This window comes from Oerskovia sp. USHLN155, from assembly GCF_037145535.1.
Classification (GTDB): Bacteria; Actinomycetota; Actinomycetes; order Actinomycetales; family Cellulomonadaceae; genus Oerskovia; species Oerskovia rustica.
In genome coordinates, this window is record NZ_JBBCXG010000001.1 from 460427 (window position 1) to 483950 (window position 23524).

Genomic DNA, 23524 nt, shown 5'->3' on the forward strand with positions numbered 1-23524 from the left:
GTGGGCCACGAGAACGCGTCTGACCTGTGGCAGGGCGGGGAGAGATCAATGCACACGCTGGACAGCGTCGACGCAGCATCGCTGCGTAGCGACATCCCGGTCTTCCGGGCCGGAGACACCGTCAAGGTCAACGTCAAGGTCGTCGAGGGCAACCGCTCTCGTGTCCAGGCGTTCCAGGGCGTCGTCATCGGTCGCCAGGGTGGCGGCATCCGCGAGACCTTCACGGTCCGCAAGATCAGCTTCAGCGTCGGCGTGGAGCGTACCTTCCCGGTGCACTCCCCGACCCTCGAGTCGATCGAGCTCGTCACGCGCGGTGACGTCCGCCGCGCCAAGCTGTACTACCTGCGCAAGCTGCGCGGCAAGAAGGCGAAGATCAAGGAGAAGCGCGACGCGCTCCCCTCGAAGTGATCCGAGCCTGACCCCGCGTCAGCCTCGTCACGCGTCCACGGGCGGCCACCTCCAGGTGGCCGCCCGTCGGCGTTCCGGCGCCTGTCGGCCGGCCCGCGACGGCCGCTCCCGGTTTCGCCCGAGGGCCCGCGCAGTGGCACAGTGAGCGCGTGACAGACAGCGCCGCACAGGCAGCACCCCGCCCCGACCCCGCGCCCGGCGCGGCACCCACGACGGAGACGGACACGAGGAGCCAGATGGACGTGGGTTCGTCCCGTGCGCGGCCGGCGCCCCGGCGCGGCTCGCTGCTGCGCGAGACCGTCATCATCCTGCTCAGCGCGCTGGTGCTGTCCTGGCTGATCAAGACGTTCCTGGTGCAGGCGTTCTTCATCCCGAGCGCCTCGATGGAGGACACGCTCGTCGAGGGGGACCGCGTCATGGTCTCGCGCCTCGTCCCCGACGCGTTCGACGTGCATCGCGGCGACGTCGTCGTCTTCAAGGACCCGGGGAGCTGGCTCCCGCCGTACGTCGCGCCCGACCGTGGCCCCGTCGGCAACGCCGTGACGTCCGCCATGACGTTCGTCGGGCTGCTCCCGCAGGACACCGGGGAGCACCTCATCAAGCGGGTGATCGGGACACCGGGCGACCGGGTCGTGTGCTGCGACGCGCAGGGGCGTGTGAGCGTCAACGGCCAGCCGATCGACGAGACGTACATCAAGCCGGGTTCCGTCCCGAGCCAGGACCCTTTCGACGTGGTCGTCCCGGAGGGCATGCTGTTCGTCATGGGCGACAACCGGCAGCACTCGGCCGACTCGCGGTACAACACCGGCAAGCCGGGCGGCGGGTTCGTGCCGATCAGCAACGTCGTCGGGACGACCTTCGTCAAGGTGTGGCCGCTCAGCGACCTCACGCTGATGCGCAACCCGGGCGACGTGTTCGCGGAGGTGCCGGAACCGTGACGACCGACCTCGGTGCGCCGCTCGTCGCGGGCGAGCCGGAGACCGCGCCGGCCAGGCGCGCTCCGCGCAAGGCGTCGGTCAGGCGATCGACCGGGCCCAAGCCGCCGACGCTGCGCCACGAGCGCGCGATCCTCGACTCGGGCGCCCGGCTCGTCGCGGGCATGGACGAGGTGGGGCGGGGGGCCCTGGCGGGTCCGGTGAGCGTGGGCGTCGTCGTGGTGGACCTGAGCACGGGCACGTTCCCGAAGGGGCTGACCGACTCCAAGATGCTCACGCCTGCGGCCCGCGAGGCCATGCTGCCCGCGGTCCGTGACTGGGGGCTGGCGTGGGCCGTCGGGCATGCCGGACCGGCGGAGATCGACGCGCACGGCATCGTCGTGGCGCTGCGGCTCGCCGGGCGCCGGGCGCTGGCCCAGGTGCGGCGCTCGCTCGGCCCGGTCGACGCGGTCCTGCTCGACGGCAAGCACGACTGGCTGACCCGCCCGGGCGTCGACCTCTTCGAGGCGTTCGACCTCGACCCCGAGGACGACCTCGCCCTGCCGGACCCGGCCGTGCGCACGCTCGTCAAGGCCGACCTCCAGTGCGCGTCGGTCGCGGCCGCGAGCGTCCTGGCCAAGTGCGAGCGCGACGGCCTCATGACGGGCCTCGCCCGCCAGTACCCGGCGTACGGGTGGGACGGCAACAAGGGGTACGGCTCCGCGGTGCACGTCGAGGCACTCAAGGCTCACGGCCCGACGCCGCAGCACCGGCGGAGCTGGCGGCTCCCCGAGCGCGACGAGGCCTGAGCGCGCACCACGCGGCGGGACCTGGGCGCGGCTGGCCTGGGCGCGGCTGGCCTGGGCGCGGCCGGCCTGGGCGCGGCGCGCGGCAGGACCGGCGATCCGGGGTTGTGGCACTCGATGGTCCATGATGGTGCAGTGAGCGCCGAAGACCTCGAGAACTATGAGACCGAGATGGAACTGGCCCTCTACCGCGAGTATCGCGATGTGGTGGGCCTGTTCTCCTACGTGGTCGAGACAGAGCGACGTTTCTACCTGGCGAACCAGGTGGACCTCCAGGTCAGGTCGGCCGCAGGCGAGGTGTACTTCGAGCTGCGGCTCGCCGACGCCTGGGTGTGGGACGTGTACCGCTCCGCGCGCTTCGTGAAGTCGGTGCGCGTGGTCACGTTCAAGGACGTCAACGTCGAGGAGCTGGCCAAGGCCGAGCTCCAGCTCTAGTCCTCGCTCCAGCAGCAGTCCTGTGGCCCCCCGATCCGGCCGGGCCGCAGGACTGTCCTGCTCCCGCCCGGCCGAGCCATGCACAGGACCCGGTCGTGGGCACCTCTCCACAACCGGCACCTGTGTGCTCCCACCAACGCCCCGAACGGGCCAGGGTGTGAGCCGGAGGTGGGACATGAGAGCGAAGGACGCTGTCGGGCGGTACGGGGAGAAGGTCGCTGCGACGTACCTGGTCGAGGCCGGATGGGTGGTCCTGGACCGCAACTGGCGGGGCACCCGGGGCGAGCTCGACCTGGTCGCCCGTGACGGTGACGTGCTGGTGGCGGTCGAGGTCAAGACCCGGCGAGGGACCGGCTTCGGGCACCCCGCCGAGGCCGTGACCCCGGACAAGCTGGCCCGGCTGCGTCGCCTGACCGGGGAGTGGGTCGCGACGCACCCGGTCCGCCCGGCGTCGATACGGATCGACGTCGTCGCGGTGGTCCTGCCCGCGGCCGGGGCCGCGCAGGTCGAGCACCTCGTCGGTGTCAGCTGATGTCGCTCGGGACGACGTTCGCGGTCTCGCTCGTCGGTCTCTCGGGTCACCTCGTGGAGGTGCAGGCCCACCTTGCCGCCTCGGTCCCGGGCTTCACGCTCGTCGGGCTCCCCGACGCCGCGCTCTCGGAGTCGAAGGACCGCGTCCGTGCCGCGATCGCCTCGTCGGGCATCGAGTGGCCCCAGCGCAAGATCACGGTCAACCTGTCCCCGGCCTCGCTGCCCAAGGCGGGATCGGGCTTCGACCTCGCCATCGCGGTCGCGATGCTCGCCGGGGCCCGCAAGATCTCCGTCGGGGACCCCGAGCGTGTCGTGCACATCGGCGAGCTCGGGCTCGACGGACGGCTCCAGCCCGTGCGAGGGGTGCTCCCCGCGGTCGCCGCCGCCGTCGCTGCCGGGCTGCGCGACGTCGTCGTGCCCGTGCAGGACGCGGACGAGGCCCGGCTCGTCCCCGGGGCCCGGGTCGTCGGTGTCGCGAGCCTGGCCGAGATCGCCGCCCTGTACGGCGCCGAGGTGCCGGGCATCACGACACCGACGCCCGCGGCGCGCCCGACCCGCACCGCCGGGCCGCGTCGAGCCGCGGGGGACCTGCGCGACGTCCTGGGACAGGAGCAGGCACGTCGTGCGCTCGAGGTCGCGGCCGCAGGCGGTCACCACCTGCTCCTCGTCGGACCGCCCGGGGCGGGCAAGACCATGCTCGCCTCCCGGATCACCGGCATCCTGCCGGACCTCGACGAGTCCGAGGCGGTCGAGGTCACGGCGGTGCACTCGATCGCGGGGGTCTTCGACCCGGGACAGGGGCTGATCCGCCGCCCGCCCTACGAGGACCCGCACCACACCGCGACCCCGGCCTCGATCGTCGGCGGCGGCAGCGGGCTGCCACGACCCGGCGCCGCGTCCCGCGCGCACCGCGGCGTCCTGTTCCTCGACGAGGCGCCCGAGTTCGGGTCGCGGGTCCTGCAGACCTTGCGACAGCCGCTCGAGCACGGCGAGCTCGTGATCCACCGCGCGGCCGGGTCCGCGCGCTACCCGGCCCGCTTCCAGCTCGTGCTGGCCGCCAACCCGTGCCCGTGCGGTCTCGGGATCGGCAAGGGGCTCGAGTGCTCGTGCAGCCCGCTGGTCCGGCGACGGTACTTCGCCCGGTTGTCGGGCCCGCTGCTCGACCGCGTCGACGTCCAGGTCGAGGTGCGTCCGGTGTCGCGCGTCGACCGGGCGGGAGGGGCCGACGTGGAGTCGAGCGCGACCGTCGCGGCGCGCGTGGCGGCTGCTCGCGCGGCCGCCAGGACCAGGCTCGCGGGGACCCCGTGGGGCACGAACGCCGAGGTGCCCGGCACCTGGCTGCGCGAGCGTCTCGGGCCGGACCCCGGGCTGCTCGCAGGCATCGACACGGCCCTCGACCGCGGCACCCTCTCGCTGCGCGGCGCCGACCGGGTCCTCCGGCTCGCCTGGACCGTGGCCGACCTGGCCGGTCGTGCCGCACCGAACGCAGGAGACGTGGGGCAGGGGCTCGCTCTCCGGACGCGAGGACACCATGGCTGAGCCCGGGCCGGCGTTCGACGTCGACGACCCCGTGCTCGCACGCGCGGCCTGGAGCCGGATCGCCGAACCGGGGGACCAGGTCGCCGGCGCGCTCGTCACGCACCTCGGCGCCGGGGACGCCCTGGCGTGGCTCTACGACGCCGCGTCGGGCACGAGCCCCGTGGTGCCGCGACGGCTCGAGCAGCACCCGGAACGACCGTCGGTCGGCCGCGTGCAGCGGGCCGTGGAACGGTGGCGTGGTCGCCTCGCGACCCTCGACCCCGGTCGCGAGCTGCGCGCCCTCGACCGGCTTGGTGGTGCACTCCTGGTGCCCGGGGACCCGCGGTGGCCGACGGCGGTCGACGACCTGGGTGACGCAGCGCCCCTCGCGCTGTGGGTCCGAGGCGAGACCGACCTCGGGGACCTTGCCCGACGGTCGGTCGCCCTCGTGGGCGCTCGCGCGTGCACCGAGTACGGCCGCCACGTCGCGGCCGACCTCGCCTCGGGACTGGTCGACCGTCGCTTCACGATCGTCTCCGGCGGCGCGTACGGGATCGACGCCGCGGCGCACCGGGGGGCGATCGCAGCGCGCGGCCGCACGGTCGCATTCCTCGCGGGAGGCGTCGATCGCCTCTACCCGGCCGGCAACACCGACCTCCTGCAGGCCGTACTGGACGAGGGGAGCATCGTCAGCGAGGTGCCGCCGGGATCCGTCCCGAGCAGGGTCCGCTTCCTGCAGCGCAACCGTCTCATCGCCGCCTTCTCCCGGGCGACGGTCGTCGTCGAGGCGGCCTGGCGCTCGGGGGCCCTGAGCACCGCGACGCACGCGAGCGCGCTGCTGCGGCCTGTCGGGGCCGTGCCCGGGCCCGTGACCTCGATGGCCTCGGGCGGGTGCCACCAGCTCCTGCGCGAGGCGAAGGCCGTGTGCGTGACCGACGCCGACGAGGCCGCGGAGCTGGCCGGGGACGTCGGGACGGACGCACCGACCCCGCGGGCCGGGCGCCCCGCACCCCAGGACGACCTCGACGAGCTGGGCAGGAGGCTGTGGGACGCCCTGCCGTTGCGTGCGCACGCAGCCGTGGACTCGGTCGCCCGCGCGGCCGGGCTCGGGCTCGACGAGACGCTCGGGGGCCTCGGTCACCTCGAGCTCGCAGGTCTCGCGGAGCAGTCCGGCGGCAGGTGGCGTCGGGCGGCCCGGCCACCACAGCGCGTGGGTTCCACCGCGCGGTGGGGGTGAGCAGCGACACTGGGACCATGAGCGACACCCAGCGGCACGGCACCGGTGGCGACAGCGGCGCGAACGGGAGCGGTCGCACCGGCACGGAGCCCGGCCTGGCCGACGGCTCGACCCCGAAGGAGGCGCCTCTTCCGCCCGCGCTGGCCGTGGCCGTCGCCGAGTTCGAGCTGCACCTCGACGTCCAGCGAGGACTGTCGGCCCACACTGTGCGCGCCTACACGGGCGACGTCCGGTCGCTGCTGGCGCGCGCGGTGGCGACGGGTGTGCGAAGCCTGGACGACGTCGACATCGCGGTCCTGCGCGACTGGCTCGCCGACCTCGGTGCTCGTGACCTCGCGCGCACCACGATGGCGCGGCGCGGCGCGGCCGCCCGCGCCTTCTTCGCCTGGACGACGAGCACCGGGCGCACGACGCACAACCCGGCGCTGCGCCTCGCGAGCCCCAAGGTCGCCCGTCACCTGCCGACCGTTCTCGCCGTCGACGCCGCCACCCATCTCATGGAGACCGCGCGCGACGCGGCCGCGGACGGCGCCCCGGCGCGCCTGCGCGAGTGGGTCGCGGTCGAGGTGCTCTACGCCTCGGGCCTGCGCGTCGCCGAGCTCGTCGGCACCGACGTCGACGACGTGGACCTGGGGGAGCGGACGCTACGTGTGGTCGGCAAGGGCGACAAGGAACGTGTCGTGCCGTTCGGCGTTCCCGCGGGGCGCGCGCTCCGCCGCTGGCTCGACGTAGGGAGGCCGGCCCTGGTGGTCGCGGACTCCGGGCCTGCACTGCTCCTCGGCGACCGCGGCCGCCGGTGGGGGCAGCGACAGGCACGCGAGACGGTGCACCGTCTCGCGGCCCTGGCCGGGGTCGACGACGTCGCGCCGCACGACCTGCGGCACAGCGCGGCGACCCACCTGCTCCAGGGAGGCTCCGACCTGCGCAGCGTCCAGGAGGTGCTGGGCCACGCCACGCTCTCCACGACCCAGCGCTACACGCACGTCAGCGCCGACCGCCTGAGGGCCTCGTTCGAGCAGGCCTTCCCACGGGCATGATGTGTGCGACTGCCGGGACGTGGAACCTTCGGGCCCCGAGAAGGTGCCCGTGCCGTTCGCACGACCTCGGGCCGGCGAGATGCGGCCAACGGGGGTCGGGACGGCGCACGACCCCCCGATGGCCTCGTCTCGCGGTGAGCGAGGCTCTGCGTGGACGAGGATCTGCGCGACTCTGCGCAGTGCGGCACCGACCGGCCTCCGGGAGGGACCCGCGGGCGCGAGGGGCGGGGATACGGGGGTGCCGGGCCAGCCTGTCGGGATCACGCGGCACCGGGCCGCACCACGTCGACGACCTGTACCGGGGCCGGACGCCGCTCAGCGCAGCGGGAGCAGCACGATCGGTTCGCGTGGCCCGAGCAGCGCGAGGGGGTCGACGTACGTGTCGTCGCGGCGCACGCCCCAGTGCAGGCACGACTCCGGCAGACAGTGTCCGGCCGCCGCGGGACCGGCCCCGGCGGAGCCGTCGGCCCCGTCGCCCGTGACCTGGACCGTCCCCACGACCTGCCCGCGGCCGACCGTCGTCCCCACGGCGACCGAGCCGTCGACCGGTTCCAGCGAGCTGCGCAGGCCGCCGTCGTGCAGGACGACCAGGACCCCACGGTCCACCACGGTCCCGGCGAACGTCACGACCCCGTCCTCGGGGGCCACGACGGCGCTCGCGGGCGGAACCTCGAGGTCGACCCCGCGGTGCCCGGCCAGCCAGTCCTGGTCGGGCGGAAGGAACTCGCGGAGCACCACGAGGTCGCCGGGGACCGGTGACGTCCATCCCGCCTCGCCCGGAGTCTCGCCCTCGGCGCCTCGGGCAGGAGGCCCGGCGACCACGGTGACCACCAGGCCGGCGACGACCAGCGCCGCCCCCGGCGCGCGCAGGAGCGCGCCGGCCCGCACCCTTGTCGGCCCGCCGCCCCGCGCACCCGTCCTCTCTCCTGCCGGCTCGGGCGCCGCGCGCGGGGGGCCGTGGAGCGGACCCACGCGACGGCGTCGGGCGCGGCGCGAGGTCGAGGCGGACTGAGGCGAGGACCAACGGGACGTGAGCACGGTCCGAGCCTCGCGCAGACCGGGCGCGGCGCGAGGGGCCGCCTCCCAGGCCTGTGGAGGAGACCCCGTCCGCCCGGCCTGTGCACGGGTCTGGCTGCGGCCCGCGATCAGGTAGACTTAACGCCGCGATCGGCACGTTCACTCGGACGGGCTCACGGCACTCCCGACGGTCACCCCAGAGGTCACCGGACGGACACCGCGAACCCCCCGCTGCGCGCCGTCGACTTCGCGCGTCACGTCTCCGACTCCCGACCTCTCCAGGTCGCCGTCAGGGGCCATCCCGACAACGGTCCGGACCCTCGTTCGCCAGGGCCCGGCGTCGGACCATGGTGTGGCGCCAGGGGTGCAGGGCCAATCCCGGCCGGCACCGACAACCGGAATGCACCGACCGGACGCACTGCGACCGGTCGGACGAATGAGCGTGAGCAGCGGGAGGATCCCGCGTCACGCCTGAAAGGAAGTGCCATGGCCGTCGTGACCATGCGCCAGCTCCTCGACAGCGGAGTCCACTTCGGACACCAGACCCGCCGCTGGAACCCGAAGATGAAGCGCTTCATCTTCACGGAGCGCAACGGCATCTACATCGTCGACCTGCAGCAGTCGCTGTCCTACATCGACCGCGCGTACGAGTTCGTCAAGGAGACCGTCGCCCACGGTGGCACGATCCTCTTCGTCGGCACGAAGAAGCAGGCGCAGGAGCCCGTCGCCGAGCAGGCCGCTCGTGTCGGCATGCCCTACGTGAACCACCGCTGGCTCGGTGGCATGCTCACCAACTTCACCACGGTGCACAAGCGTCTGCAGCGTATGAAGGAGCTCGAGGAGATCGACTTCGACGACGTCGCAGGCTCCGGGCTCACCAAGAAGGAGCTGCTCGTCCTCCGCCGCGAGAAGGACAAGCTGACCCGCACCCTGGGCGGCATCCGCGACATGGCGAAGGTCCCCTCCGCCGTGTGGATCGTCGACACCAACAAGGAGCACCTGGCCGTCGACGAGGCGCGCAAGCTGCACATCCCGATCGTCGCGATCCTCGACACCAACTGCGACCCCGACGTCGTCGACTACAAGATCCCGGGCAACGACGACGCGATCCGCGCCGTCACGCTGCTGACCCGCGTGATCGCCGACGCCGCCGCAGAGGGCCTGCTCCAGCGCCACTCGGGCCGCACGGGCGCCGAGGCCGGCTCCGCCACCGAGGCAGAGCCCCTCGCCGAGTGGGAGCGCGAGCTCCTCGCCGGTGCCGAGGCCGAGGCTGCCGTGGAGACCGCGGCCGCTGCTGAGGTCGTGGCCGAGGCTGCTGCCGAGACGGCAGTCGAGGCCGAGGTCGTGGCCGAGGCTGCTGCCGAGGTCGCCGTCGAGGCCGAGGTCGAGGCTGAGGCTGCCGTCGAGGCCGCCGCCGAAGAGGCCGACGAGTCCAAGTGACGACGTGGTGCGCGCCCCCCCCGGGGGGGGGGCGCCCCCCCGCCGCACCGCCCGCTCCACGTTCTCCCCGGGGAGCCCCGGGACCCCAGACAGGTAAGGACACCACCATGGCGAACTACACCGCAGCCGACATCAAGGCGCTGCGCGAGCGCACCGGCGCCGGCATGCTCGACGTCAAGAAGGCGCTCGACGAGGCCGACGGCGACTCCGAGAAGGCGCTCGAGATCATCCGCGTCAAGGGGCTGAAGGGCGTCGCCAAGCGCGAGGGCCGTTCGACCTCCGAGGGCCTCGTGGCCGTCGACGTCTCCGAGACCGAGGGTGGCCAGGTCGCCACGCTCATCGAGCTCAACTCCGAGACCGACTTCGTCGCGAAGAACGAGAACTTCCTCAACCTCGCGGCCCGCGTCCTGACGGCCGTCGCGGCCTCGGGTGCGGCCGACGTCGACGCAGCGCTCGCTGCGGACGCCGACGGTGAGTCCGTCCAGCTCGTCATCGACAACACCGCTGCGTCGCTCGGCGAGAAGATCGTCCTGCGCCGCACCACGCGTGTCGCCGGTGAGCGCGTCACCGCGTACCTGCACCGCACCGCCAAGGACCTGCCGCCGTCGATCGGCGTCGTCGTCGCCACGGACGTCGCCGGTGAGGCCGTCGCCAAGGAGATCGCGCAGCACGTCGCCGCGATGTCCCCGACGTACCTGACCCGTGAGGACGTCCCGGAGGACGTCGTCGCGAGCGAGCGCCGCATCGCCGAGGAGACCTCGCGCAACGAGGGCAAGCCCGAGGCCGCGCTGCCGAAGATCATCGAGGGCCGCCTGAACGGCTTCTTCAAGGACGTCGTGCTGCTCGACCAGCCGCTCGCCAAGGACCCGAAGAAGACCGTCGGTCAGGTCCTCGCCGAGGCCGGTGGCACGGTCACCGAGTTCGTGCGGTACCGCGTCGGCGCCTGACGCCTTCCTCCGGTGGCCCGGGGGCCGCGCCGCCCGCCCCCGCGCCCCCCCCCCCCTGCCCGGGGCCGCGGGGCCCCCGCGGCGGCGCCCCCCGCCACCGCGCACCGGGACCAGGCCAGGTCCTGGCGCACCACGCAACACCCCGGGGACCTTCGTAGGACCGTCCCCGGAACGTCCTGGGGCAGACCTCGGGAGCTCGGAACGACGAAGAACAGGTGGCGCTGCACATGGGCGACAACATCGAGACCACGACCCCGGCACGACGAGTTCTGCTGAAGCTCTCCGGTGAGACCTTCGGTGGCGGACAGATCGGCCTGGCGCCGGACGTCGTCCAGCGCGTCGCGGGCGAGATCGCGGAGGCCGTGCGTCAGGGCGTGCAGGTCGCGATCGTCGTGGGCGGCGGCAACTTCTTCCGTGGCGCCGAGCTGTCCCAGCGGGGCCTCGACCGCGCCCGCGCCGACTACATGGGCATGCTGGGCACGGTCATGAACTGCCTCGCGCTTCAGGACTTCCTCGAGCAGTCCGGTGTCGACACGCGCGTGCAGACCGCCATCACCATGGGCCAGGTCGCCGAGCCGTACATCCCGTTGCGCGCCATCCGCCACCTGGAGAAGGGCCGTGTCGTGATCTTCGGCGCCGGCGCCGGCATGCCGTACTTCTCGACCGACACCGTCTCCGTCCAGCGTGCCCTCGAGACGCACTGCCAGGAGGTCCTCATGGGCAAGAACGGCGTCGACGGGGTCTACTCCGCGGACCCGCGCACGAACCCGGACGCCGTCAAGCTCGACCACCTGACGTACACCGACGCGCTCGTCAACGACCTGGCCGTCATGGACGCCACGGCCTTGAGCCTGTGCCGCGACAACGACGTGACCATGCGGGTCTTCGGCATGGGCGAGCCGGGCAACGTGACCCGCGCGCTGCTGGGGGACAATATCGGGACACTGGTCACGACGAACTGACCGGACGACCGACGAACGACCCGGGCCGCACCGCGTCCCCGGGTGCGCCGCCTCGTGCGGCGCAGGACGGCTAGCCCAGCAACGCACGACGAAGGAGCACTGGTGATCGACGAGACCCTCCTCGAGGCCGAAGAGAAGATGGACAAGGCGATCGAGGTCGCCAAGGAGGACTTCGCGAACATTCGCACGGGACGTGCGAGCGGCGCGATGTTCAACAAGATCACGGTCGAGTACTACGGCGCTCCGACGCCCCTGCAGCAGCTCGCCTCGTTCAACACGCCCGAGGCCCGCACGATCGTGATCTCGCCCTTCGACAAGACCGCCCTGAGCGCGATCGAGAAGGCCATCCGTGACTCGGACCTCGGGGTGAACCCCAGCAACGACGGCAACATCATCCGTGTCGTGCTCCCCGTCCTGACCGAGGAGCGCCGCCGCGACTACGTGAAGCTCGCGAAGGGCAAGGCCGAGGACGCCCGCGTCTCGGTGCGCAACGTGCGCCGCCGTGCCAAGGAGCAGCTCGACCGTATCGTGAAGGACGGCGAGGCAGGGGAGGACGAGGGCACGCGCGCCGAGAAGGAGCTCGAGGCGCTCACCAAGAGCCACGTCGACACGATCGACGCGCTGCTCGCCGGCAAGGAGAGCGAGCTCCTCGAGGTCTGATGCAGAAGTCCGTACGCACCGATGACAAGTGATGCGGTCGCGTCCAGGCCCCGGCGCACGCCGAAGGCCGGGCGCGACCTGCCCAAGGCGATCTCCGTCGGGATCGGGCTCCTCGTGCTGGTGGGGGCCTCGTTGGCCTTCCGCCCCGAGCCGTTCGTGCTGCTGGCGACCGCTGCGGTCGGGGCGGCGCTGTGGGAGCTGAAGCAGGCCTTCCTCCGTCGTGACATCCACCTGCCGCTCCTGCCGCTCCTGGTCGGCGCGGCGGGGATCCTGATCTCGTCCTACTACTCGGGACCCGAGGCCCTCATGGTCTCGTTCGTCCTGACGGTGGCCGGCGTCGTGGTCTGGCGGGTCATCGACGGCTCGGGGACAGCGGCGGTGCGTGACGCCGCCGCGGGAACGTTCGCGACGGCGTACCTGCCGTTCATGGCGGGGTTCGTGATGATGATGCTGGCGAACCCGGACAACGGTCGGATCCAGGTCCTCCTGTTCATCCTGCTGGCCGTCTCGAACGACGTCGGGGGGTACGTGGCCGGGGTCCTGTTCGGGCGTCATCCGCTGGCGCCGTCGATCAGTCCGAAGAAGAGCTGGGAGGGCCTGGCGGGCTCGTTCGTCCTGGCGACGGCGATCGGCGTCCTGGGTGCCGTCTACGGGCTCGGCGTGAGCCCCGTCATCGGTGTCCTGCTCGGCATCATGGTGCCGCTCACGGCGACCGTGGGAGACCTGGCCGAGTCGATGATCAAGCGCGACCTAGAATTGAAGGACATGGGGTCGCTCCTGCCGGGGCACGGCGGCGTCCTCGACCGCCTGGACTCCATGCTCCTGACCGCTCCGTTCGTGTACCTGCTGCTCTCCGTCTCGCTCTGAGGCGGTCCCGTGAGGGCGAGCGCAGGCGCGGACGCACGCGCGCGTGCCGATGTGTCGCCCGACGCACCGGCGTGCTCGCTCGAGTGCACCGCGTCGTGCGTCGACGCGGTGCACTGACCTGCTCCACCCGCTCCAACCTCTGGATCCTCCATGTCTGTTCGCCCGTCCGTCGAATCGAAGCCGCTGCCGCTCGTCATGTCGGCACCCCGCCGCGGGAAGCCTCCGCGCCACTTCGCCGACCTCTCCCCGGAGGAGCGCACGGCCGCGGTCGTCGAGCTGGGGGAGAAGCCGTTCCGCGCCAAGCAGCTCGCGACGCACTACTACGCGCACTTCACGAACGACGCGGAGGACATGACCGACCTCCCCCAGGCCACGCGGAACCTGCTCGTCGAGAACCTCATGCCGCCGCTGCTGACGCCCGCACGCGTCATGCAGGCCGACGGCGGGACGACCGTCAAGACGCTCTGGAAGCTCTTCGACGCGGCCAAGGTCGAGTCGGTGCTCATGCGCTACCCGAACCGGTCGACGCTGTGTGTCTCGAGCCAGGCGGGCTGCGGCATGGCCTGCCCGTTCTGCGCGACCGGCCAGCTGGGTCTGACGCGCAACCTGTCGACCGCGGAGATCGTCGAGCAGGTGCGCTCTGCCGCCAAGTCGCTCGCGGACGGTGACATCCCGGGCGGGCCCGCGCGTCTGAACAACCTGGTCTTCATGGGCATGGGTGAGCCCATGGCCAACTACAAGGCCGTCATGGGGACCATCCGCCAGCTCATCGCGCCCGCCCCCGAGGGCCTGGGCATGTCGGCCCGCAACATCACGGTCTCGACCGTGGGCCTGGTGCCGGCCATGAACAAGCTCTCGGCCGAGGGCATCCCGGTCACGCTCGCGCTCTCGCTCCACGCGCCCGACGACGACCTGCGCAGCGAGCTCGTCCCGATCAACACCCGGTGGTCGGTCGACGAGACGCTCGACGCGGCACGCAACTACTTCGAGGTCACGGGGCGCCGTGTCAGCATCGAGTACGCGCTCATCAAGGACATGAACGACCACGCCTGGCGTGCGGACCTCCTCGGCGAGAAGCTCACGGCTCGCGGTTCGGGCTGGGTGCACGTGAACCCCATCCCGCTCAACCCGACCCCGGGCTCGATCTGGACGGCGAGCGAGCGCGAGGTGGAGGACGAGTTCGTGGCTCGCTTGCGTGGGCACGGGATTCCGACCACTATTCGTGACACACGCGGCAGCGACATCGATGGTGCGTGCGGGCAGCTGGCAGCTGAGGAGGAAGCGTGAGTGCGTTGTTCAGCACCGTCTCGAAGGTGCGCAACGGGTACGACCCGGAAGAGGTGGACGAGTTCTTCGACCACGCGCGACAGGTCTACGAGGGCAGGAAGCCGGAGCGTCTGACGAGCACGGACATCCAGGTCTCGATGTTCGACCTGGTCCGCGGCGGGTACGACACCCATGAGGTCGACGCGGCCCTCGACCGCCTGGAGGGTGCGTTCATCGCCCGTCAGCGTGCCGAGTACGTCGCCGTCAACGGCCAGCAGGCGTGGATGAACGCGCTCGCCGAGCGGGCTCGCAGCCTGTACGGGCGCCTGGGGCGTCCGGACGGTGAGCGTTTCGCGCCGGCCGGGCGTGGCGAGTGGGGCTACGACATGGACGACGTCGACGACCTGTGCGACCGCCTCGTGGCGTACTTCGACCGCCAGGAGCCCATCACCGCCGCCGAGATCCGCAGCTCGACCTTCGCGCGTCGTCGCGGCAAGGACGGCTACGCGGAGGGCCCCGTGGACGCGTTCTTCGCCCGGGCCATCGAGGTGCTGCTCGGCGTCGAGTGACGCGGGGTACCACGGCTGCCCGACGGCGTCGCTCGCCTCGGACGGTCCCGGTACCTGGGAGGATGTCCGCATGAGTGTGCGCAGCGTGACCCTTCTCGGGTCGACCGGTTCCATCGGCACCCAGGCGATCGACGTGATCTCCCGCCATCCCGACCGCTTCCGCGTGGACGCGATCTCGGCAGGTGGCGCGAACGCGGACCTGCTCGCGCGCCAGGCGATCGAGCTGGGTGTGGCGAGGGTAGGCGTCGCGGACCCTGCGCGGGCCGCGGACGTCGAGGCCGCCCTGGCAGCGCAGGCTCCCCGTGCGGGCGCGCGGCCGGTCGAGGTGCTCGTCGGTCCGGACGCCGCGACAGATCTTGCGGGGGCAGGCTCCGACGTCGTGCTCAACGGCATCACGGGCTCGGTGGGGCTGGGCCCCACCCTCGCCGCGCTCGCCGCGGGCTCGACGCTCGCGCTGGCCAACAAGGAGTCGCTCGTCGTGGGCGGCGTGCTGGTCCAGGACGCGAAGCAGCGTCCGGACCAGATCGTCCCGGTCGACTCCGAGCACTCCGCGATCGCCCAGGCGCTGCGTTCGGGACGTCCCGAGGAGGTGCGCCGACTGGTGCTGACGGCGTCGGGCGGCCCCTTTCGCGGGTGGGCGCGCGACGACGTCAAGGCGGTGTCCCCGGAGCAGGCGCTGGCGCATCCGACGTGGGCCATGGGCCCGGTCGTGACCATCAACTCGGCGACCCTCATGAACAAGGGGCTCGAGCTGATCGAGGCGCACCTGCTGTTCGACGTGCCGACGCAGGACATCACGGTCGTGGTGCACCCGCAGTCGGTGGTGCACTCGATGGTCGAGTTCGTGGACGGCTCGACGATCGCCCAGGCCTCGCCGCCGGACATGCGGCTGCCCATCGCCCTCGGGCTGAGCTGGCCGGACCGGTTGGGCGAGGTGGCCGCGGGCTGCGACTGGTCGGGTGCGACCGCGTGGACGTTCGAGCCGCTCGACGAGGAGCTCTTCCCGGCCGTGGGCCTCGCGCGTGCGGCGGTGTCGGCGTCGGCGACGCACCCCGCGGTCTACAACGCAGCCAACGAGGAGTGCGTCGCGGCCTTCCTGGCGGGTCGCATCGGGTTCCTGGACATCGTCGAGACCGTGCAGCAGGTCCTGGGCGAGCACTCGGGAACCTCGCGCGCCGCGGTCACGTTGGACGACGTGACGGGCGCCGAGGGGTGGGCCCGGGCCAGGGCTCACGAGATCCTCGCCCGCCGCTGAGCCCCTGGAGCCCCGGGCCTCCACGGACCGGTCCAGGTCCTGACGGGACTCAGGCCGCCCGCAGGAACCGGCGGTAGGTTCGGACCCTCAGCACTGGTCTTCCTCGTCTTCTCGCAGCACCCCCGAACGGAGTACTCATGGCCGCGGTGATCGGCATCCTCGTCGTGCTGGTCGGCATCCTCGTGTCGATCGCCCTGCACGAGGTCGGGCACATGGTCCCGGCGAAGAAGTTCGGTGTCAGGGTCAGCCACTACTTCGTCGGCTTCGGCCCGACCCTCTGGTCCCGGACCAAGGGGGAGACCGAGTACGGGCTCAAGGCGATCCCGCTCGGTGGCTACGTGCGCCTCGTGGGCATGTACCCGCCCGCTGCTCCCGGCGCCAAGCAGTCGAACGGCTTCTTCGGTCGCATGGTGCAGGACGCGCGGGAGATGAGCGCCGAGGAGATCCTGCCGGGTCAGGAGCCGCGCGCGTTCTACAACCTCTCGGTGCCCAAGAAGGTCGTCGTGATGTTCGGCGGGCCGTTCATGAACCTCGTGATCGCGTTCGTGCTCATGACCGTGGTGCTGGTCGGTATCGGGTCGCCGCAGGCGACCACGACGGTCGCGACGGTGCCCGCGTGCGTGGCACCGGCCTCGGCCCCGGCGGACTACGAGTGCACGGCGAGCGACCCTGCGACCCCTGCCGCCGAGGCGGGGATCGAGCCCGGAGACTCGGTCGTGTCGTTCGACGGCGAGCCGGTCACGTCCTGGGACTCGCTGGTCGGCAAGATCACGGGTGCCGCGGGCCAGACGGTCCCGGTCGTGGTCGAGCGCGCGGGTGAGCAGGTCACGCTCGAGATCACCCCGACCGAGGTCGACCGTCCGGTCGTCGGTGACGACGGGCAGTACGTGACCGACGACGACGGCGAGCCGGTGCTCAAGCCCGCGGGCTACGTCGGGATCGCGCCGACCCAGGAACGGGTCTCGGAGCCGCTGAGCGCGGTGCCGGAGGCCATCTGGGCGCAGGTCTCGGGCACGGCGGCGGTCATCGTCGAGCTGCCGGCCAAGCTGGTCGACGTGGTGCAGTCCACGTTCGGCGGCGAGGAGCGGGACCCGGCCTCGGTGATGGGCCCGGTGGGCGTGGGGCGGATCGCGGTGGACGTCGTGGGGGCGGACCAGGTCGACGTGGTCGACCGGGTGGCGATCATGCTGAGCCTCCTGGCCTCGCTCAACATCGCTCTGTTCGCGTTCAACCTCATCCCGTTGCCGCCGCTCGACGGCGGGCACATCGCGGGTGCGCTGTACGAGGGGGCCAAGCGGCAGGTCGCCAAGGTCCGCGGCCGCCCGCGCCCCGCGCACGCGGACGTCGCGAAGCTCGTCCCGCTCGGTCTGGCGATGTGGGTCGTCCTGCTCGGCATGGGCGTGCTGCTGATCTACGCGGACATCGCCAACCCGATCCGCCTCACCTGACCTGCGCCTCCGGTCCCGTGAAGATCTCGCGAAGAGTCGTGTGCGGAGCGGGGCGGGGAACGGCGTCGGGCGCGGGCGAGGGGTCGGACGGGGGATACTAGGTCCGTGAGCGTACCCATCAGCCTTGGCATGCCAGCAGCACCCCCGCCTGTCCTCGCACCACGCCGCAAGACCCGCAAGATCAAGGTCGGCAAGGTCGACGTCGGCGGTGACGCCCCCGTGAGCGTCCAGTCGATGACCACGACCCCGACCACGGACATCAACGCGACCCTCCAGCAGATCGCCGAGCTGACCGCGTCCGGCTGCGACATCGTGCGCGTCGCGGTGCCCAGCCAGGACGACGCGCTCGCGCTGCCGGCGATCGCGAAGAAGTCGCAGATCCCTGTCATCGCGGACATCCACTTCCAGCCGAAGTACGTGTTCGCGGCGATCGACGCGGGCTGTGCCGCGGTGCGCGTGAACCCGGGCAACATCCGCAAGTTCGACGACCAGGTCAAGGAGATCGCCCGCGCCGCCGCGGACGCGGGCACCTCGATCCGCATCGGCGTGAACGCGGGTTCCCTCGACCCTCGCCTGCTCGCGAAGTACGGCAAGGCCACCCCGGAGGCGCTCGTCGAGTCGGCCGTCTGGGAAGCGTCGCTGTTCGAGGAGCACGGCTTCCACGACTTCAAGATCTCGGTCAAGCACAACGACCCGGTCGTCATGGTGCGGGCCTACGAGCTGTTGTCCGAGCGCGGTGACTGGCCCCTGCACCTCGGCGTGACCGAGGCCGGTCCGGCGTTCCAGGGCACCATCAAGTCGGCCACGGCGTTCGGCGCGCTGCTGAGCAAGGGCATCGGCGACACCATCCGCGTGTCGCTGTCCGCGCCGCCGGTCGAGGAGGTCAAGGTCGGCATCCAGATCCTGCAGTCGCTCAACCTGCGCCCGCGCAAGCTGGAGATCGTCTCGTGCCCCTCGTGCGGTCGCGCCCAGGTGGACGTCTACACGCTCGCGGAGAAGGTCACGGCAGGCCTCGAGGGCATGGAGGTCCCGCTGCGCGTCGCCGTCATGGGCTGCGTCGTGAACGGGCCGGGAGAGGCTCGTGAGGCGGACCTCGGTGTCGCGTCGGGCAACGGCAAGGGGCAGATCTTCGTCAAGGGCGAGGTCGTCAAGACCGTGCCGGAGTCGATGATCGTCGAGACGCTCATCGAGGAGGCGATGCGTATCGCCGAGACCATGACGCCGGAGAACGACGCACAGGCCGGTCCGCCCGTCGTCACCGTCGGCTGAGTCGACGGCCATGGCGCGCTGGCACCCCCCGGGGCCGTGGTCCCGGCCCCAGGCTGCCCGGGTCCTGGGCGACGGGGACGTCGCCGAGGCGCTGAGCGTGTGCGCGCTGGACCCGGTGGGGTCGGTGCTCGCGGCCTCGCGCATCGTGGAGGCGACCCGGCTCTCGCACAGCGGCGGACAGGTGTGGGGCTTCCCCGCGCAGGGGCCTCTCGTGGCGATCTGCTGGGCAGGGGCCAACCTGGTGCCCGTCGTCCCGTCGCAGGGCGCGGACCGCGCAGAGGCGCTCGACGCGTTCGCCGCGCTCGCGCGCAGGTTCGGGCGCCGGGCGTCGTCGATCGTGGGTGAGCGCTCCGCCGCGCTGGGGCTGTGGGACAGGCTGTCCGAGCACTGGCCCGCGGCCCGGGACATCCGGGACGACCAGCCGTCGCTCATGATCGACCGGGCGCCGGACGTCGAGCCGGACCCGGCGGTCCGCCGGTCGGTACCGGCCGAGCTGCCGCTGGTCCTGCCGGCGTGCGTGCGCATGTTCGTCGAGGAGGTCGGGTACTCGCCGGTCGCCGCGGGCGGCAACGCCTACGCGGACCGCGTGCGCGGGCTCATCACGTCGGGGCGCTCGTTCGTGCGGGTCGACGGCGGAGCAGCGGCCGCCCCGCCGCCTCCCGGGACGGGTGCCCCTCTCGTGGGCGACCCCCTTGCCGGTCTCGCACCCGAGCGCGTCGTGGTGTTCAAGGCCGAGCTCGGTGCGGTCACGCCCGAGGTCGCGCAGGTGCAGGGCGTGTGGGTCGACCCCCGGTTCAGGGGGCGACGCCTGTCCGAGTCCGGCATGGCCGCGGTCGTGGAGATCACGCGCCGGGAGATCGCGCCGATCGTCTCGCTCTACGTCAACGCGTACAACGAGCGCGCGCTCGCGACGTACCGTCGCGTGGGGTTCGAGCAGGTCGGGACGTTCGCGACCGTCCTGTTCTGAGACCTACTTCAGGAGCTTCGACATGCGCCGGTCCGCGAGGACCTGGCCACCGGTCTGGCACGTGGCGCAGTACTGCAGGCTGCGGTCGGCGAACGACACCTCGCGCACGACGTCCCCGCACACCGGGCAGGCCTCGCCCGTGCGCCCGTGGACGCGCATCCCGCGGCGTTTGGCGTCCTTGAGCTCGGCCGCGGGCCTGCCCGACGACGTCGCGACGGCCTCGGTGAGCACGTCCCGGATCGCGTCGTGCAGGTGGGCCACGTCCTCGGCGTCGAGGCTGCGGGTCAGGCGGAACGGGCTGGTCCGGGCCGCGTGCAGGATCTCGTCGGAGTAGGCGTTGCCGATCCCGGCGATCAGGCGCTGGTCGCGCAGGACCCCCTTGAGCTGTTGGTTGCGCGCGCCGAGCAGCTCGGCGAGACGTTCGCGCGTGAAGTCGGGCCCCAGCGGCTCGACGCCCAGCGTCGCGATCGCGGGCACCTCGTCGGGGTCGTGGACCAGGTGGACCGCGAGCCGCTTGCGCGTGCCGGCCTCGGTGAGGTCGATTCCCGAGCCGTCCTCGAACCGGACCCGCAGCGCGAGCACGGCCCGCACGCCGCCACGGCTCGACGTGGGCCGCACGGGCGTCGTCGGTGCGTCCTCGGACCAGCGCAACCACCCGGCCCGGGCGAGGTGGAAGACCAGGTGCAGGTCGCCGTCGGGCACGCCGCTCGTGCTGCTCGTGCTGCCCGCGCTGGCCCCCGGGCGGACCGCCAGGTCGAGCCACTTGCCGTGGCGCGCGGCCCCCGTGACCGTGCCGCCCACCAGCGCGGACAGCGGGGGTGAGAACGTCTTGAGAGCCACGATCGAGGCAAGGTCCGCCGCCACGACGACGTGACCGGTCGCACGCTCGTCGAGGAATCGGACGAGCGCCTCGACCTCGGGCAGCTCGGGCACGGTTCCATGGTGCCCGCTCGTGCGCCGGAGCGCACCGGAGGGCAGGAGCAGGCAGCGAACCCTGCGGGGGAGCGGCGCCCGCGACGGTAGGATCGGGCCCATGTCTTCAGCCTCCAGCCGGGTGGTCGGTCCCCCCGTCAAGCCCCTCAAGATGACCTCCCTGTTCCTGCGGACGCTGCGCGAGGACCCGGTCGACGCCGAGGTCGCGAGCCACAAGCTCCTCGTGCGCGCCGGCTACATCCGTCGTGCCGCCCCCGGCATCTACACCTGGCTGCCGCTGGGCCTGCGCGTGCTCGCCAAGGTCGAGGCGATCGTCCGCGAGGAGATGGAGGACGCAGGTGGCCAGGAGGTCCACTTCCCGGCGCTGCTGCCGCGCGAGCCCTACGAGGCCACGGGCCGGTGGGACGAGTACGGCGCGAACCTGTTCCGCCTCACGGACCGCAAGGACGGCGACTACCTGCTGGCCCCCACGCACGAGGAGATGTTCACGCTCCTCGTCAAGGACATGTACTCGTCGTACAAGGAGCTGCCGCTCACGCTGTTCCAGATCCAGACGAAGTACCGCGACGAGGCGCGCCCCCGTGCGGGCCTGATCCGTGGCCGCGAGTTCATCATGAAGGACGCGTACTCGTTCGACGTGACCGAGGAGGGGCTCGAGGCCTCGTACCAGAACCAGCGCGCCGCCTACCAGCGGATCTTCACGCGCCTGGGCCTCGAGTACGTGATCGTGGCCGCGACGTCCGGGGCCATGGGCGGCTCGCGCAGCGAGGAGTTCCTCAACCCGACCGCGATCGGCGAGGACACGTTCGTGCGCTCGCCCGGGGGCTACGCGGCGAACGTCGAGGCCGTCGTCACGCCCGCGCCGGACGCCCTGCCCTTCGACGCCGCGCCCGCGGCGCACGTCGAGGACACCCCCGACACCCCGACGATCGACTCGCTCGTCGCGCTCGCCAACGCGCGCTTCCCCCGCCCGGACCGCGAGTGGACCGCGGCCGACACGCTCAAGAACGTGGTCCTCGCGCTCACGCACCCCGACGGCCGCCGTGAGGTGCTCGTCGTGGGTCTGCCCGGCGACCGCGAGGTCGACCTCAAGCGCCTCGAGGCGTCGGTCGAGCCCGCCGAGGTCGAGCCCGCGGGCGAGGCCGACTTCGCCGCGCACCCCGAGCTCGTCAAGGGCTACATCGGCCCCGAGGTGCTCGGCCCGCAGGGCCCCCAGGTGACCGTGCCGGCCGAGGGCAGGACGCCCGCGTCGTCGCACTCGGCCGTGCGCTACCTCCTGGACCCGCGCGTCGTCGAGGGCACCCGCTGGATCACGGGCGCGAACCAGCACGGCAGGCACGTGTTCGACCTGGTCGCCGGCCGCGACTTCACCGCCGACGGCACGATCGAGGCCGCCGAGGTCCGTGCGGGCGACCCCGCCCCCGACGGCTCGGGCCCGCTCGAGCTCGCGCGCGGTATCGAGATCGGCCACATCTTCGCCCTGGGACGCAAGTACGCGCAGGCCCTGGGCCTGACGGTCCTCGACGAGAACGGCAAGCAGGTCGTCGTGACCATGGGCTCCTACGGGATCGGCGTGACCCGCGCGCTCGCCGCGCTGGCCGAGGCGAACCACGACGAGGCGGGGCTCGCGTGGCCCGCGCACGTCGCACCGATGCACGTCCAGGTCGTGGCCACGGGCAAGGACCAGGCGGTCTTCGAGGCCGCCGCGTCGCTCACGGCCGAGCTCTCGGCACGCGGCGTCGAGGTCCTGTACGACGACCGCCCCAAGGTCTCGCCCGGCGTGAAGTTCAAGGACGCCGAGCTCCTGGGCGCCCCGCTCGTCGTGGTCGTGGGCCGCGGGCTCGCGGACGGCCTCGTCGAGGTGCGTCCGCGCCAGGGCGGCGAGGCCGTGCAGGTCCCCGTCGCCGACGTGGTCGACCTCGTGACCGACCAGGTCGCCGAGCTGCTCGCGTAGCGCGCGGCGGACAGAGACGGGCCGGGCCCGGGAGCGGTCGTCGCTCCCGGGCCCGGCCCGTCTCGTGCTGCGTGGTGCGTCGTCCTGGCGCTGGCGACCGTCAGCCGGCCGCGGGCGTCTGCGTCGCCTGCTCGGGCAGGCCCGGGAAGGCGCTCACCGGGGCGCCCCAGCCGATCGCGGCGAGGTTCGCCTCGATCAGCAGGTCGACGAGGGGGAGCCTCGACCCGGCGCCGGCCTCGCCCGTGAGCGCGGCGTACGACTCCGCGAGCGAGGTCTCGAGCTGCGCGGCGAGCTCCGGCGTCGGGACGTCGGACGGGATCGTGTACGCGACCCGGCGGGGGTCCTGCGGCCCGCCCGCCGTCCCTGCGGCCTGGGCCCACGCCTCGGCCCGCGCGCGGTGCAGCAGGGCGCGTCCGAGCGCGGCGTCGCGCAGCTCGCCGTCGGCGAGCGCCGCACGGACCTCGTAGGCGTACCCTGCGGCGTCCTCGGCCTCGACGATCGTGGACAGGTCGGTCGCGCTCAGGCCCGACGGCGCGGCCTCGGGGACGAGCAGCCCCGTGGGGGTGGGGAGCGAGTCGGGCAGGGGAGTGCCGGTCGTCGCGGCCACCTGGCGCGCAGAGGCGTCCTGGGACGCCGCGATCGACGTGACCAGGCGCGCGAACGGCCCGTCCTCGGTCTCGTCGGCCGCCCCACGGAGCGCGACGGCGGACGTCGCGAGCGCCTCGACGACCTCGGCGGGAGTCGCGGTCGCCGGAGCCGTCGGCTGGTCGGTCGCGCCGGTCGTGGGCTCGTCGGCGGCAGCGTCGGGCTCGGGGAGGCCCGAGTCGTAGACGCCCCCCAGCTGTGTCACGTGCTCGTCGGCCTGGGTGCTCGTGCTCGCCAGGGCGTCGAGGGCTGTCTGGTCCAGGCCCGACGGCGTCGCGGCCGCCGCGTCGGCGAGGTCGCCCACGAGCAGCGCGCCCTCGACGGCGACGCGGCGGAGCGTCTCCTGGGCGTCCGGGACGGGCTCGGTCGGGGGCGGGGTCTCGAGCCGCAGGCCGCATCCGGCGACCGCGAGCAGCGCGAGCGACGTGACGATCGCCAC

Annotated in this window: 23 protein-coding genes; 20 read left to right on the forward strand and 3 right to left on the reverse strand. The window is 72.7% G+C overall.

Going from position 1 to position 23524, the window contains the following annotated elements; genetic code table 11:
* Positions 1–48: 48 nt before the first annotated feature.
* From rplS to WFH32_RS02065, 8 genes are all read left to right on the forward strand, one after another.
* Positions 49–408 carry a 50S ribosomal protein L19 gene (gene rplS, locus WFH32_RS02030; RefSeq protein ID WP_030150610.1) on the forward strand — a complete coding sequence of 120 codons (360 nt, stop codon included), beginning with the start codon at positions 49–51 and terminating at the stop codon, positions 406–408.
* Positions 409–644: 236 nt separating this feature from the next.
* The gene (gene lepB, locus WFH32_RS02035; protein ID WP_336706173.1) at positions 645–1346 is read left to right on the forward strand and encodes a signal peptidase I; all 702 of its coding nucleotides are present in this window, start codon (positions 645–647) and stop codon (positions 1344–1346) included.
* On the forward strand, positions 1343–2131 hold the full coding sequence (locus WFH32_RS02040; RefSeq protein WP_336706063.1) for a ribonuclease HII: 789 nt from the start codon (positions 1343–1345) through the stop codon (positions 2129–2131). The genes lepB and WFH32_RS02040 overlap by 4 nt, the downstream gene beginning before the upstream one ends.
* Positions 2132–2263: 132 nt before the next feature.
* Positions 2264–2563, forward strand: coding sequence for a DUF2469 domain-containing protein (locus tag WFH32_RS02045; protein ID WP_024840525.1), 300 nt, complete (start codon positions 2264–2266; stop codon positions 2561–2563).
* Between the two features lie 175 nt (positions 2564–2738).
* On the forward strand, positions 2739–3095 hold the full coding sequence (locus WFH32_RS02050; RefSeq protein WP_030150607.1) for a YraN family protein: 357 nt from the start codon (positions 2739–2741) through the stop codon (positions 3093–3095).
* Entirely contained in the window at positions 3095–4633 is a 1539-nt protein-coding gene (locus WFH32_RS02055; RefSeq protein ID WP_336706067.1) for a YifB family Mg chelatase-like AAA ATPase, read from the forward strand. Before WFH32_RS02050 ends, WFH32_RS02055 begins: the two co-directional genes overlap by 1 nt.
* On the forward strand, positions 4626–5849 hold the full coding sequence (gene dprA, locus WFH32_RS02060; protein WP_336706069.1) for a DNA-processing protein DprA: 1224 nt from the start codon (positions 4626–4628) through the stop codon (positions 5847–5849). Before WFH32_RS02055 ends, dprA begins: the two co-directional genes overlap by 8 nt.
* Before the next feature lie 17 nt (positions 5850–5866).
* The gene (locus WFH32_RS02065) at positions 5867–6886 is read left to right on the forward strand and encodes a tyrosine recombinase XerC (RefSeq protein ID WP_191798135.1); all 1020 of its coding nucleotides are present in this window, start codon (positions 5867–5869) and stop codon (positions 6884–6886) included.
* Positions 6887–7201: 315 nt separating this feature from the next.
* Here the strand turns inward: WFH32_RS02065 and WFH32_RS02070 are convergent, their stop codons facing one another.
* Positions 7202–7924 carry a murein hydrolase activator EnvC family protein gene (locus tag WFH32_RS02070; protein ID WP_336706071.1) on the reverse strand — a complete coding sequence of 241 codons (723 nt, stop codon included), beginning with the start codon at positions 7922–7924 and terminating at the stop codon, positions 7202–7204.
* Between the two features lie 465 nt (positions 7925–8389).
* Here WFH32_RS02070 and rpsB point away from each other — a divergent pair, with 465 nt between their 5' ends.
* The 11 genes from rpsB (at position 8390) to WFH32_RS02125 (ending at position 19553) form a co-directional block, all read left to right on the forward strand.
* Entirely contained in the window at positions 8390–9343 is a 954-nt protein-coding gene (gene rpsB / locus WFH32_RS02075; protein WP_191798137.1) for a 30S ribosomal protein S2, read from the forward strand.
* Positions 9344–9450: 107 nt separating this feature from the next.
* Complete coding sequence (gene tsf / locus WFH32_RS02080) at positions 9451–10290, forward strand: translation elongation factor Ts (protein WP_336706073.1); 840 nt, start codon at positions 9451–9453, stop codon at positions 10288–10290.
* A 227-nt stretch (positions 10291–10517) separates the two neighbouring features.
* Entirely contained in the window at positions 10518–11252 is a 735-nt protein-coding gene (gene pyrH / locus WFH32_RS02085) for a UMP kinase (RefSeq protein WP_191795681.1), read from the forward strand.
* A gap of 102 nt (positions 11253–11354) precedes the next feature.
* Positions 11355–11912, forward strand: a complete 558-nt coding sequence (frr, locus tag WFH32_RS02090; RefSeq protein ID WP_030150600.1) for a ribosome recycling factor — start codon at positions 11355–11357, stop codon at positions 11910–11912.
* A gap of 21 nt (positions 11913–11933) precedes the next feature.
* Positions 11934–12779: a phosphatidate cytidylyltransferase gene (locus tag WFH32_RS02095; RefSeq protein ID WP_191795596.1), complete on the forward strand. Its 846-nt coding sequence runs from the start codon at positions 11934–11936 to the stop codon at positions 12777–12779.
* 150 nt (positions 12780–12929) lie between these two features.
* Complete coding sequence (gene rlmN / locus WFH32_RS02100) at positions 12930–14066, forward strand: 23S rRNA (adenine(2503)-C(2))-methyltransferase RlmN (protein ID WP_138824800.1); 1137 nt, start codon at positions 12930–12932, stop codon at positions 14064–14066.
* Positions 14063–14614, forward strand: coding sequence for a DivIVA domain-containing protein (locus WFH32_RS02105; RefSeq protein WP_030150597.1), 552 nt, complete (start codon positions 14063–14065; stop codon positions 14612–14614). The genes rlmN and WFH32_RS02105 overlap by 4 nt, the downstream gene beginning before the upstream one ends.
* A gap of 70 nt (positions 14615–14684) precedes the next feature.
* The gene (gene dxr, locus WFH32_RS02110; protein ID WP_336706075.1) at positions 14685–15869 is read left to right on the forward strand and encodes a 1-deoxy-D-xylulose-5-phosphate reductoisomerase; all 1185 of its coding nucleotides are present in this window, start codon (positions 14685–14687) and stop codon (positions 15867–15869) included.
* Positions 15870–16006: 137 nt separating this feature from the next.
* Positions 16007–17317, forward strand: a complete 1311-nt coding sequence (locus WFH32_RS02115) for a M50 family metallopeptidase (protein WP_336706077.1) — start codon at positions 16007–16009, stop codon at positions 17315–17317.
* A 129-nt stretch (positions 17318–17446) separates the two neighbouring features.
* Positions 17447–18586: a flavodoxin-dependent (E)-4-hydroxy-3-methylbut-2-enyl-diphosphate synthase gene (gene ispG / locus WFH32_RS02120; protein ID WP_191795599.1), complete on the forward strand. Its 1140-nt coding sequence runs from the start codon at positions 17447–17449 to the stop codon at positions 18584–18586.
* 10 nt (positions 18587–18596) lie between these two features.
* Positions 18597–19553, forward strand: coding sequence for a GNAT family N-acetyltransferase (locus WFH32_RS02125; protein ID WP_191795600.1), 957 nt, complete (start codon positions 18597–18599; stop codon positions 19551–19553).
* A gap of 3 nt (positions 19554–19556) precedes the next feature.
* Here WFH32_RS02125 and WFH32_RS02130 read toward each other — a convergent pair whose 3' ends face one another.
* Positions 19557–20486 (reverse strand): Fpg/Nei family DNA glycosylase, encoded by a 930-nt coding sequence (locus WFH32_RS02130; RefSeq protein ID WP_336706080.1) that lies wholly within the window; start codon positions 20484–20486, stop codon positions 19557–19559.
* Positions 20487–20586: 100 nt separating this feature from the next.
* Between WFH32_RS02130 and WFH32_RS02135 the strand changes: the two genes are divergently transcribed.
* Entirely contained in the window at positions 20587–22440 is a 1854-nt protein-coding gene (locus tag WFH32_RS02135; protein WP_336706082.1) for a proline--tRNA ligase, read from the forward strand.
* Between the two features lie 100 nt (positions 22441–22540).
* On the opposite strand, the gene WFH32_RS02140 is transcribed toward WFH32_RS02135, so the two are convergent.
* Positions 22541–23524, reverse strand: a complete 984-nt coding sequence (locus WFH32_RS02140; RefSeq protein ID WP_191795602.1) for a DUF4439 domain-containing protein — start codon at positions 23522–23524, stop codon at positions 22541–22543.

Bases quoted from the DNA above. Each gene is read 5' to 3' on its own strand.
- rplS (WP_030150610.1), top strand. From the start codon at position 49: ATGCACACGCTGGACAGCGTCGACGCAGCATCGCTGCGTAGCGACATC.
- lepB (WP_336706173.1), top strand. From the start codon at position 645: ATGGACGTGGGTTCGTCCCGTGCGCGGCCGGCGCCCCGGCGCGGCTCG.
- WFH32_RS02050 (WP_030150607.1), top strand. From the start codon at position 2,739: ATGAGAGCGAAGGACGCTGTCGGGCGGTACGGGGAGAAGGTCGCTGCG.
- WFH32_RS02055 (WP_336706067.1), top strand. From the start codon at position 3,095: ATGTCGCTCGGGACGACGTTCGCGGTCTCGCTCGTCGGTCTCTCGGGT.
- dprA (WP_336706069.1), top strand. From the start codon at position 4,626: ATGGCTGAGCCCGGGCCGGCGTTCGACGTCGACGACCCCGTGCTCGCA.
- WFH32_RS02065 (WP_191798135.1), top strand. From the start codon at position 5,867: ATGAGCGACACCCAGCGGCACGGCACCGGTGGCGACAGCGGCGCGAAC.
- rpsB (WP_191798137.1), top strand. From the start codon at position 8,390: ATGGCCGTCGTGACCATGCGCCAGCTCCTCGACAGCGGAGTCCACTTC.
- tsf (WP_336706073.1), top strand. From the start codon at position 9,451: ATGGCGAACTACACCGCAGCCGACATCAAGGCGCTGCGCGAGCGCACC.
- pyrH (WP_191795681.1), top strand. From the start codon at position 10,518: ATGGGCGACAACATCGAGACCACGACCCCGGCACGACGAGTTCTGCTG.
- WFH32_RS02095 (WP_191795596.1), top strand. From the start codon at position 11,934: ATGACAAGTGATGCGGTCGCGTCCAGGCCCCGGCGCACGCCGAAGGCC.
- rlmN (WP_138824800.1), top strand. From the start codon at position 12,930: ATGTCTGTTCGCCCGTCCGTCGAATCGAAGCCGCTGCCGCTCGTCATG.
- dxr (WP_336706075.1), top strand. From the start codon at position 14,685: ATGAGTGTGCGCAGCGTGACCCTTCTCGGGTCGACCGGTTCCATCGGC.
- WFH32_RS02115 (WP_336706077.1), top strand. From the start codon at position 16,007: ATGGCCGCGGTGATCGGCATCCTCGTCGTGCTGGTCGGCATCCTCGTG.
- ispG (WP_191795599.1), top strand. From the start codon at position 17,447: ATGCCAGCAGCACCCCCGCCTGTCCTCGCACCACGCCGCAAGACCCGC.
- WFH32_RS02125 (WP_191795600.1), top strand. From the start codon at position 18,597: ATGGCGCGCTGGCACCCCCCGGGGCCGTGGTCCCGGCCCCAGGCTGCC.
- WFH32_RS02135 (WP_336706082.1), top strand. From the start codon at position 20,587: ATGTCTTCAGCCTCCAGCCGGGTGGTCGGTCCCCCCGTCAAGCCCCTC.